The organism is Pseudomonas sp. CFBP 8772, assembly GCF_014841665.1.
In the GTDB taxonomy this organism is placed as follows: domain Bacteria; phylum Pseudomonadota; class Gammaproteobacteria; order Pseudomonadales; family Pseudomonadaceae; genus Aquipseudomonas; species Aquipseudomonas graminis_B.
Map to the genome: position 1 here is coordinate 1 of NZ_JACYUI010000011.1, position 10,880 is coordinate 10,880.

A 10,880-nucleotide genomic window follows, 5' to 3' on the forward strand; every position below is an offset into this window, starting at 1 on the left:
CAGGCCGGCCTGGTAAGAGCACGGCCTGCCTAACGGCAGGCCGTAACCGGCCCGCACACAAAAAATCTGACAGTCCCGTCAACCGTAAGTCAATCCAACCCCGGCAAGCCTCATGCCCTCGCAGTTTCACAGCGCCCAGTCGGCAACTACTTTCCGCAATCCGCTGTCATAGCCGGAAACCCCTGCGCGCACGCCGCGCCAACAACTCCAAAAAGAGAACACCCCAAATGACTCCCAGACTTCTGCCGTGGTTAGCGCTCGCCAGCAGCCTTTCCGCGCTCTCTGCTCAGGCCAAACCCATGACTGATTACGACGTACTGGTGGGTTCCTACACCGCCGGCGCCAGCGAAGGCATCTACCGACTCGGTTTCAATACCCAAACCGGTCAGCTCGACGCCAAACCGCGTCAGGTGATCAACACTGAAAACCCGTCCTGGCTGACCCTCTCCAAGGACCAGCGCCACCTGTTCGCGGTCAACGAAAACGGGCCGGGCCAGACTGACGTCGTCGGCAAAGTCAGCAGCTACACCATCGACCCCAAGACCCACGCGGTGTCGTTCCTCAATCAGGTCGAAACCAAAAGTGAGGAGCCGACCCATTCCAGCCTGAGCCTGGACGGCCGTTTCCTCTTCGTCGCCAACTACGCCGTGAACCCCGATCCGGGTGGCCTGCTGGCGGTAGTGCCGGTCGGCAAGGACGGCAAACTGGCGCCGGTGGTGCAGACCGCGACCCACGAAGCGAGCAAGGTCAATCCGGAGCGTCAGGCTTCATCCCACGTCCACGCCGCGGTACCGACGCCGGATGGCAAGTACCTGATCGCGATGGACTTGGGCGCCGACAAGATGTTCGTCTTCAACTACGACGCCACCAAGCCTCAGCCCCTGCAACCGGCGAAAGTGCCTGAAGTGGATCTGCCAGCGGGCAGCGGTCCGCGCCATCTGACATTCAGCAAAGACGGCAAGCACGCCTGGCTGACCATGGAAATGAGCGCCCAGGTGGCGGTGTTTGATTATCACGATGGCGTGTTCAAGCGCACGCAGCTGGTGGACCTCGCCAACAAGGAAGGTCAGCAAAACCGCGCCGCTGGCGGCCTGCACACTTCGCCAGACGGCAAATTCCTCTACGTTGCCAACCGTGGCGAAGTGAATGAGTTGCTGGTGTTCAGCATTAATGCTGCCAACGGCCAGCTCAAGGAAATCCAGCGCCGCGCCGTGGAAGGCAAGGAACCGCGCGAATTCGCCTTCGACCCGAGCGGCCACTTTGTGCTGATCGCCAACCAGAAGAGCAACCAGATCGTGACCGTTCGCTTTGACCCGAAAACCGGCCTGCTGGGCGACACCGTGCAGAAAGTCGACTTCGACTCGCCGTCCGACTTTCATTTCCTCACGGCCAAGTAATCCCCGAGCAAGCACCTCAGCGACACTTTGACGCAGGCTCAGCCCTTGGTTCTCAAGGGCTCCGGGCCTGTATCAATTCAAGTGATATGGGCTAGTGGCAGAAAAGATTTTTTCCAGAACATCCTCGGGCGTAACTTTCATTCCACGGCCACGACGGTCAAGACTTGAAACGATACGCCACAGCGAGGTACCCACCATGAACTTCAATCTCTTCTCCATCATCGCCGCGTCCGCCATCTCCGCCACCGCTGCATTGCCCGCCAATGCCAGTGTCGAAGTCGCCGATAAGAAAGTCAGTTCGACCCAGAGTTACACCCCGAAGTACCTGCAACAAAGCGCCGACTTCTACGCCGCTCTGGATCACAAGATTCAACAATGAACAGCACTTCGAAGTGAATCCATTCCCCGTTAACGAACGTATCGTTGCCGGGGAATGGATTTGTAAGAACCTGATTTGATCTGCAACTTTCTGAAAGCCGGAAAACGCTTTCGCGAGCAACTTCGTCTTCTACAGGTTGATGCGACCCACTGACCATTGCGTGTCAGGCCCAGCATCAAGTGTCGGCGAGCTTGTTCGCGAAAGCGTTGATTTCCTCCCCTTTGGTCCCCGTCTGCTGAATAAGCGATGGGGATTTTTTTGTGGGCTGGATTCAAGGGACGACGCCCGGTTTCCAACAGCAGGCACCGATCATGTGGGAGCGAGCTTGCTCGCGAAGACTGCATTTCAGCCTCTGGAGATTTGGTGGATGTCCCAGCCTATTCGCGAGCAAGCTCGCTCCCACTTGGATTGATGTCAATAGGACCAATGCGTTGGTCTATCAAGCTGATTAACTTCTTGAATAATCAACCCCATCGATCTTTTGAATCGCCACGCATCGTTTTTTAATAACTATCACTTCAAGCATTCTGGGCGCCTGAAACAGACACGTCCCGGAGCTTCAAACATGGCCACTGCCATTCTCACTTCAATCAAACACGGCGCTTATACCGCCATCGCGTTGTATGTTGTTTTCATCGCAGTGGTCACCGTCATCAGCACGAACCCACCACTCAATGCCCCGTCGCAGATGTCGACGCAAACAGCGTCCATTGAACTCAATCGCGCGGCTGTTCAGTCCCAGGGGCGTGCGTCGTGAAAGGCGCGAACTTCTGGGTGATTGTGTTCTTCGCACTGATCAACAACGGCTGCTCATTGCTTGGCCATGGCGAAGGTTCGGTGGGCGGTGTGGCACGCAGCATGGCGTTCAAGAACGAGGTCGCTGAAGCGGTCGAGATGCAGCGCTCGCAGAAGCTCAACGCCGGCAACCCGCCGCCACGGCACAGCGAAATGATTTCGCCGATCTTTCAGATGGAAGTGGTGTAGCGAAAGGGTTTGGCTATTAACCAACGCCGTTGCAATCAGCCCTTGGCCATCGCGGCGATGAACAGGTCCGATGCGAGAAATCGCTGTAACCAGCGTTGTAGGTTGGGGTAGGGGCTTTGCCAGAACCGGTCCGCATCCACCGCGCAGAACTGCCGTATGAACGGCGCTATGGCGATGTCGGCGAGGGTCAGTCGATCGGTGATCAGAAAGTCCCGTGACGCCAGTAATTCGTTCAGCCTGCGCAGAAAATCCTCACCCCGCTGACGGTATTCTTCCTGGGTGAATTCGGGATACCGCACGGCGTATTTGTAGTGATCCAGATCCTGCTTGAAGCTGCCGTCGTTTTCCGCGATCAGCTCGGCGATCTGCCGCTGCCCGTCGACGTCGTCGGCCAGGGACCAATCGTCCGGGTCATGCTGCGCCAGGGCCCAATGCATGATGTCCAGACTTTGCTCCAGCACCCGGTCTTGCAGCACCAGAACCGGCACCGTGCCTTTGGGTGAGCGTTCGAGCATCTCGGCCGGTTTGGCCTTGAGGCTGACTTCCACCGTGGTCACCGGGACGCCGCAATACCCCAGCGCCATGCGGGCGCGCATGGCGTAGGGGCAGCGGCGAAACGAGTAGAGCGTCGGCACCGTCGATTCAGCGTGAGGCGCCAACGTCATGCTCAGGCCTCGATCAGTTCGCCGCAGTCGGCGATGACGACTTTCTTGCTGGTACGGCCGGATTGCGAACCCAGCGCTTCGATGGCCTTGACCACGTCCATGCCTTCAACGACTTTGCCGAACACGACGTGTTTGCCGTCCAGCCATTCGGTGACGATGGTGGTGATGAAGAACTGGCTGCCGTTGGTGTTCGGGCCAGCGTTGGCCATCGACAGGTCACCCGGGGCGGTGTGCTTGAGGGTGAAGTTTTCGTCTTCGAACTTGTTGCCGTAAATGGACTTGCCGCCGGTGCCGTTGTGGTTGGTGAAATCACCGCCCTGCAGCATGAAGTTCTGGATCACGCGGTGGAACGACGAACCCTTGTAGCTCAGGCCATCGCCTTTCTCGCCGGTGCACAGGGCGCGGAAGTTTTCAGCGGTTTTCGGAACGACGTCGTTGTGCAGTTCCATGACGATGCGACCCATTGGCTCGTCGTTGGCAGTGATGTCGAAAAATACTTTGGAATTTGCCACGTGGTTTACCTTCTTTCGAGTTTGGCGCGACTGCTGCCGCGCAAGGGATACAGGGTTGCACAGAAACGCCATCAGGCGTGTCCGTGCGTCGTGAAAAAACGGTTTAGCCGCTGCTGACCTCGACGGTGCTCAGGCCATTGCCCTGACGCCGGACCTGAATCTGCACGGGGATTCGCTCGTGCATTTCCTGTACGTGGGAGATCACCCCGACCTTGCGGCCCTGGGCCTGCAGTCCGTCGAGGGCGTCCATGGCCAGTTGCAGGGATTCGGGGTCGAGGCTGCCGAAGCCTTCGTCGATGAACAGCGATTCAATCTTCAGCGTGCTGGACGCCATGGACGCCAGGCCCAACGCCAAGGCCAGGGAGACCAAGAACGTTTCCCCGCCCGAGAGCGAGTGAACCGAGCGCAGTTCGTCGCCCATTTCGGTGTCCATGACCAGCAGGCCGAGCATGCTGCCGCCGCGTTTCAGGCGATAGCGACGCACCAGTTGCTTGAGCTGCGCGTTGGCGTGGTGCACCAGCAGATCAAGGTTGTAGGCCTGGGCGATCTTGCGGAACGTGTCGCCGGTGGCCGAGCCTATCAGCGCGTTGAGGCGGCCCCAGCGCTGGTATTCGGACTGGGCGTGAGCGATGCGCTCTTGCAGCTCGCTGCTGGCGTCGCGACGGCGGTTGTCTTCGCTGACCTGGGCGCGCAGGTCGGCGCACAGCTGATCCTGAACCACCGATTGCGCCTGCGCTGCTGTCAACGCCGCGAGTAACTGCTCGGCGTCGCCACTGTCACTGTGCTGGGCCTGATGCTGCTGCAACTGCGCCGCGCGCTCTGCCACCAGAACCTTGGCTTGCTCCAGGGCTTTTTCGCTGGACTGCAATTGCTGACGCAACCCGCTGACGCTGTCGTCGCTCAGCCCCAGCAAGGCTTCAAGGGCGGCATCGTCGAGCTCGCTGTGGCTGCTGCGCCACTCGGCGATCTGCCGTTCGAGCTCTGCCACCTCCTGTTCGAGGGTTTGCAAGCGCTGTTGTTCGCCCTCCAGCTCCGCAGTCACCTTGATCAGTTCGCTGCGCGCCGCTTGAAGTTCGTGGGCGATGGCGGCCTGAGCCTCACGGGCCTGCTCGACAGCCTGCTCAAGGGCGTGCTGCCAGCGCTCGGGCGATGCATGGTCGCCGAGGGTCTGCGCCAATTGTTGTTGCACCGTCTGTTGCTGCTGCTGACGGGCAGCGCGTTGCGCCTGCAACTTCTGATGTTCTGTCTCGCGACTCTGCTGCGCAACCTGCTCGCGCTCCAGTTTTTGCGCCCGCTCGCTGTGCTCCTGTTGTTCGGTCTTTTGCTGATCGAGCTGCTCGACGCGGGCGGCAATGTCGTTGTCCAGCTGCATGAAGCTCTGGGTCGCCGACTCGCGCCACTGGCTCAGGCTTTCGGCGGGGAGCAGGGGCTCGAACTCCTGCAGCGCCGCTTCGAACTCCTGGTTGTCCAGAGCGATGTGGCGTTGCTGATCGTCCAGCAGCTTCATCGCCTGCTGACTGGCCTCGCGGGCATCGAGCACCTGCTGCTGCAGGGATTCGGCATCCCGTTGCACTTTCAGCAGACGGCTCTGGCGCTGCTCGGCGCTGAGGATGTCCTGGGCCAGTTGATGCAGGCGTTCACTCAGCCAGTCCCCGCGCAGGTGCTCGGGTTGCTCCATCAGGCGCGGATGCAGCGGGTGAGCTTCCAGTTCAGGCGCGAGGGTTTGCAACTGTTCGGCCAGTTGGTCTTGCTGCGGCTTGGACTGCTTAAGCTGATTGTTCAGCTCAGCAACTTCGGCGCGCAGCTCGGCGAGCTTTTCGCTGAGCTGCCCGACGGTCTGCCGGGCGCGCGCTTCCTCGCCGTCGTCGTGGCCCGACAGCGCTTCAAGCAGTGCCTCGGACTGGTGATACGGATGGTCTTCGCTGCCGCACACCGGGCACGGTTGCTGATCGACCAATTGCTCGCGCAGTTGCTCGACACTGGCGCTGCGGGTCAGGCGCTGGCGTTGCAGCAGTTCAACGGTGACCTTCAGCGCCTGCTCGGCGGCTTCATGTTCGGCCTTGAGTTTCAGGCCCTGGGCGATGCCTTGGGCACGACGTTCGGTGGCCTGCTGCTGGCGGGTTTGCACGTCGAGCAGGCGGCCGGCGACGTCCTGATGGCGCTGCCACAGACGTTCAAGTGAGTCGCTGGCGCTGTGCTGCTGGCGGTTGTCTTGCAGCAGTTGCCCCAGCCGCTCGATGTCGTGGCTGACCGCATCGGCCTTGACCTCGGCGTCGTCGTAAAGCGCCTGCAGGGCGCTGCGGCGTTCGCTCAGGGTCTGCTCGGCGAGGGTGGCGTTTTTTTCCAGCTGCGGCAGCTCGCCACGGCCCTGGATCAGACGCGCGCTGAGTTGCACGGTTTGCTGCAGACGCGGCCTGTAGGCGCTCCACGACTGACTCAAGGTGGTCAGCGACGCGCTCTGCTCCAGTTGCTCGGCGATCGATTGCAAACGCACTTCGACCTGGCGTTGCTGCTCGCCCAGGTGCTCGAGCGTCGACTGGCCCTCAATGCTGGCTTGCTGCGCGGCGCGCGCCTGCTCGCCGAGCGGTTGCAGCTCCTGATTCAGATGATTGAGCTGGGCCTGCTGTTCAAGCGCTTCACTCAGGGCCGGCCGCGCGTTGAGCAGTTGTTCCTGCGCCTGCTGCAACGCGCCGTCGGCGCTGATGCGTGTGCTGTCCAGCTCGGCGATGCGCCCATTGAGCCCGGTTTGCTTGAGCTGATGGGTCTGAATCGCGGCGGTGAGCGGCGCGAGCTGAGCCTGCAGCCGGGCGCGCTGACCGAACAGATGCCGCTGCGGCGCCAGACGCTCCAACAACGCGAGCTGCTGACGATCGGCGCTGTGTGCGTCCCACGTCTGCTGGGCGCTGGCGAGCTGTTCGTTGGCGGCCTGGTGGCTGTCGCGCAGGCGATTCAATTCCTTGAACCATTGCTGCTTGAGCTCCAACTGGCGCAGTTGCGCCTGTTCCAGCTTCAGTTGCTGTTGAGCGTCGTTGAAGCGCTGCTCAAGCTCGGCGCGCTGCGCAGGCTCCATCGGCGTCAGCGTGCCGGCCTGGGCCTGAAGGGTTTTCAGCGCTTCTTCGGCTTCCTTGCTTTTGCTGTAGGCGCGACGGCCCAGCTGGCTGTAGATCGCCGTGTCAGTGAGCTTTTCCAGCAGTTCGCTGCGGTCTTTGTCGTCGGCCTTGAGGAAGGCGCTGAATTCGCTTTGCGCCAGCATCACCGCCCGGGTGAACTGCTCGAAGTTCAGCCCCAGGCGCGCTTCCAGCAGGGTCTTGTACTCGGTCTTGTTCTGCGTGCTGAGAATCTGCTCGCTGTCCAGGTCGATCAGCGTCTGGCGGCTGGCCTGGAGTTTTTTCGTGGCGTTGTCACGGGCGCGGTTGGCTTCCCAGCGCGCGCGATAACGGCGCTTGTCGATGCCGACGAAATCCACCTCGGCGTAACCGCTGCCGGTGCCGCGACGCAGCAGGTTACGCGGGTCGTTGGTGCTGATGTCGCCGTCGATCTCCGGCACGCGGGACTGGCCGATGTTGTTGAGCCGGGGAATCGCGCCGAACAGCGCCAGGCAGAGGGCGTCCAGCAGCGTGCTTTTGCCCGCGCCGGTGGGGCCGGTGATGGCGAACAGGCCGGCGCTGGCGAGGGGCTCGGCGGTGAAATCCAGCTCGAACGGGCCGGCCAGCGAGGCGAGGTTTTTCAGGCGAATGGCGAGGATTTTCATGGCTGCTCGCTCTCCAGCTGCACGTCCTGAAGCAGGGTCGCGAAGTCCTGCAGCGTCTGCTCATCCACTTCGCTGCCGTAGCTGTCCTGCCATGCACGGCTGAACAGTTCCTGCGGGCTCAACTGGTCCAGTTCGATCAGGTCTTGATTGGCGTCTTCATCACGACTGCCCTTGCCGGCGTATTCGGCGGCGATGCGCACCAGTCGCACGGCCTTGCCCTCCAGCGCGGCTTCGATCTGGTTGCGCAGGTCCGGCTGAGGTTCGTCCAGACGCACACGGACTTCGAGCCACGGCTGACGGTCGACGTCAGCCAGCAAATCGATGTCCGGAAGATCCCGCAGTTGCAGCAACAGCTCGGCCAGTGGCGCCGGGCCGACCCGTTGCAAGTTCACGGCGCGGGGAATCAGCAGGGGTTTGACGCTGACCAGCTTGTCGCCGTCGCACTCGATTTCGAGGATCTGATGCTGGTAGCCGATTTCCGAAAACGACAGCGGGATGGGAGAGCCGCAGTAGCGAATGCGGTCCTCGCCGTTGATTCGCTGGGGTTTGTGCAGATGCCCGAGCGCCACGTAGGTGATGCTTTCGCCGAAGAGGCTGGCGGGCAGGGCTTCGGCGTTGCCGATGATCAGGCTGCGTTCGGAGTCTTCCGACACCGAGCCGCCGGCCATGTGCGCGTGGCTGATGGCGATCAGGGCCTGGCCTTTCTTGCGCCGCTGATTCGCCGCGGCGATAAGCATGTCGTGGACCTGCCCGATGCCGCGCAAGTAGTTGTCGCCCAACGCCGCGCCGGTGACTTCGGCCGGCCGCAGAAAAGGCAACGCCAGGCACCAGCCGAGGACTTTGCCCTTGGCGTTGCTCAGTGGAAGCAGCAGTCGGTCAACGTCCAGCACGCCATCGTCGAGCCACAGCACCCGGCCCAGCGCGTGGGTGCGCAGGCGTCGCATCAGCGGCGCGGGCAACTCGATGCGCGAGCCGGAGTCGTGGTTGCCGGCGATCATGACGATGGTCAGGTGCGGGTTCTGTTCGTGGGCGCTGACGATGAAGTCGTACAGCCGCTCCTGGGATTTGACCGGCGGATTGACCGTGTCAAAGATGTCGCCGGCGATCAGCAGGACATCCGGTTTGCGCTCGGCGAGACGGGCCAGCAGCCAGGTCAGGAAGCCGGCGTGTTCGAAATCTCGCTCCTGACCATGGAGGTTCTGGCCGAGGTGCCAGTCGGAGGTGTGGAACAGACGCATGGGGTTACCTTGGTTTAACAATCAGCGCATTTTATCTGTGACCGGAGAATGCGCTGATCGATGGAAATCATTTCGGATAAAGCGGCGGCAAGCTGTCGCCCCCACTCGGGTCCTGGGGGTTTTCGATGGCGGGCAGCGCTTTGACGGCGCGCCAGAGGTCTTCGCCCAGCCACAGTTTTTCGGTCTCGCTGTACAACGCGCCGTTCAGGCCGTCCAGCGCATGGGACAGCGGCACGAAGCGCGCAGCCATATCGGCCAGGGTTTCCGGCTGTTGTCGGGCCCAGGCGTCCAGCGCCTGGCGGGTGGCGTGGGGATCGTTGGCCAGGGAGGCGCGTTTCAGGTCGTCGAGCACTGTACGCGGACTCGGCCCCGTTTGCGCGACCCGGGCCAGCGCCGGTTGCCAACGACCGCGCCACCACAGGCCGAAGCCCAGCAACGTGGTGAAGCTCAACAGCACTGTGCTCAACTGCCACGGCCACACCGGCGGGCCGATCACCGTCACATTGCTGTTGTCGCTTACGGGCGTGTCCACCGCAAACGCCGGGTTAAGGCTGACCTGCAAGGTGCGGGCGGGCAGGGCGCTGTGTTCAAGGTGATCTTCCTGGGTGTTCCACCAGACCAGATCGATAGCGGGAATCTCGATGGCGCCGGGACGGTTGGGGACGAGCGCTTCCCGCTCCTCGCGCACGCCGGTCAAACCGCGCTCACCGGGCTTGTTGCTCAGTTGCGGCTGATCGGGGTAACGCCGCAATGCGCTGACGTCGGTGGCAGGCAGCGGCGGCAACTGCGCGCTGGACAAGCCTTCGGCTTTCAGTTGCAAGGTGCGCGTGAGGGAGTCGCCGACCTGGCTGTGGGCCGGTTCCGGGCTCCAGTTTTCACTGAGGCTGATGCTGCGCGCCGGCAGCCATGACGTGTCGGCGGGGTAGTGCGCCGGTTGCGGCTTGACGTCGAGGGTCAGGGGCAGCGACGTCACGTGCATCAATCGGCCCGGCTTCGGCCCGCTGGCGATTGCGCCCGGTGCCATGGCGGCGGCCGCACTGGCGTCGGTGGTGTCCTGAACCAGCGTGGCGCTGAACGCCTGGGCCGGGATGGTCAGCTTACCGCTGTGCTGGGGGTACAGCGCGTAGCGCATTTCGATCACGCCGTGGCGAATGCCGTTGATCTGCTTCTCGTACGTGCGGGTGTCGCCGAGCTTTTCGATGCGCGCGTCCGGCACTTGCAGCGGCGTCAGGCTGCTGTCGTCGAACAGCGACACCGAGTGGTAGATGCGCACGGTCAGCAAGACCTGCGCCTGAACATACACGCTGTCCTGATCGAGGCTCGCCTCCATGAACACCGGGGCGAGCTTCTGCTCCTGACCCTGGGTGACGGGGCCGACATCGACCACCTGCAGTACGATCGGCTTGCTGATCATTTCGCCCAGCTTCAGCGACGGGACCTCAATCGAGCCGCTGTGGCGCGGCATCAGCGTGATCAGCCAGCGAGTCGTCGCGTGAACGTTGCCTTCCAGTGTGGTCAGGCTGTTGAGCTGGCGGGTGTCGCGCACTTCGAAGTCGGCGTCCAGCGCGGTCATGTCCGGCCTGCCGAAGACGGTCGCGTCGTCGGTTTCAAGGGTCAGTTCAACGGTTTCACCGGTGTTGACGCGCGTGCGGTCGACGCTGGATTGCAGCGTGGAGCCCACACTGTCGGCCTGTGCCACCAGGGCGAACAGGCACCACATTCCTGCAATCAGCAACCTGTGCAGACGACTCATCGGGTCTTTTCCTGATGCTGCTGTTGTTCGTACCAGAATTTGCGCCGCAACAGCTCACCGGGTTCGTCGGGGATCTGCCGCAGCCATTGTTCGAGCGCCTGTTTCTGCTCGCCATCGATTTGCCCGTCGCCCGGTTTGCCGGAGGCACGCGCCGGCTCATCGCTGTCGGATCCTGCGCCGGAAGCCTGCTCGTCGGTGGCG

At 62.3% G+C, this 10,880-nt stretch carries 9 protein-coding genes; 4 read left to right on the plus strand and 5 right to left on the minus strand.

The features are described 5' to 3' along the window. Positions 1-227 precede the first annotated feature (227 nt). The 4 genes from IFT99_RS20085 (at position 228) to IFT99_RS20100 (ending at position 2,760) form a co-directional block, all read left to right on the plus strand. Positions 228-1,397, plus strand: coding sequence for a lactonase family protein (locus IFT99_RS20085; protein WP_192134608.1), 1,170 nt, complete (start codon positions 228-230; stop codon positions 1,395-1,397). A 196-nt stretch (positions 1,398-1,593) separates the two neighbouring features. Next, on the plus strand, positions 1,594-1,776 hold the full coding sequence (locus tag IFT99_RS20090; protein WP_192134610.1) for a hypothetical protein: 183 nt from the start codon (positions 1,594-1,596) through the stop codon (positions 1,774-1,776). Positions 1,777-2,341: 565 nt separating this feature from the next. Continuing rightward, the gene (locus IFT99_RS20095) at positions 2,342-2,533 is read left to right on the plus strand and encodes a hypothetical protein (protein WP_192134612.1); all 192 of its coding nucleotides are present in this window, start codon (positions 2,342-2,344) and stop codon (positions 2,531-2,533) included. After that, positions 2,530-2,760: a hypothetical protein gene (locus IFT99_RS20100; RefSeq protein WP_192134613.1), complete on the plus strand. Its 231-nt coding sequence runs from the start codon at positions 2,530-2,532 to the stop codon at positions 2,758-2,760. The genes IFT99_RS20095 and IFT99_RS20100 overlap by 4 nt, the downstream gene beginning before the upstream one ends. A 35-nt stretch (positions 2,761-2,795) precedes the next feature. Here IFT99_RS20100 and IFT99_RS20105 read toward each other — a convergent pair whose 3' ends face one another. The 5 genes from IFT99_RS20105 to IFT99_RS20125 all read right to left on the minus strand — a co-directional run bounded on the left by IFT99_RS20105 (position 2,796) and on the right by IFT99_RS20125 (position 10,679). Next, entirely contained in the window at positions 2,796-3,425 is a 630-nt protein-coding gene (locus IFT99_RS20105; RefSeq protein WP_192134615.1) for a glutathione S-transferase, read from the minus strand. A gap of 2 nt (positions 3,426-3,427) precedes the next feature. After that, entirely contained in the window at positions 3,428-3,937 is a 510-nt protein-coding gene (locus tag IFT99_RS20110; protein ID WP_213016667.1) for a peptidylprolyl isomerase, read from the minus strand. A gap of 103 nt (positions 3,938-4,040) precedes the next feature. Then, positions 4,041-7,688 carry an AAA family ATPase gene (locus IFT99_RS20115; protein WP_192134619.1) on the minus strand — a complete coding sequence of 1,216 codons (3,648 nt, stop codon included), beginning with the start codon at positions 7,686-7,688 and terminating at the stop codon, positions 4,041-4,043. Continuing rightward, positions 7,685-8,926, minus strand: coding sequence for an exonuclease SbcCD subunit D C-terminal domain-containing protein (locus IFT99_RS20120; RefSeq protein WP_065986165.1), 1,242 nt, complete (start codon positions 8,924-8,926; stop codon positions 7,685-7,687). The genes IFT99_RS20115 and IFT99_RS20120 overlap by 4 nt, the downstream gene beginning before the upstream one ends. A 67-nt stretch (positions 8,927-8,993) precedes the next feature. Beyond that, positions 8,994-10,679: a BatD family protein gene (locus IFT99_RS20125; RefSeq protein WP_192134627.1), complete on the minus strand. Its 1,686-nt coding sequence runs from the start codon at positions 10,677-10,679 to the stop codon at positions 8,994-8,996. Positions 10,680-10,880 lie beyond the last annotated feature (201 nt).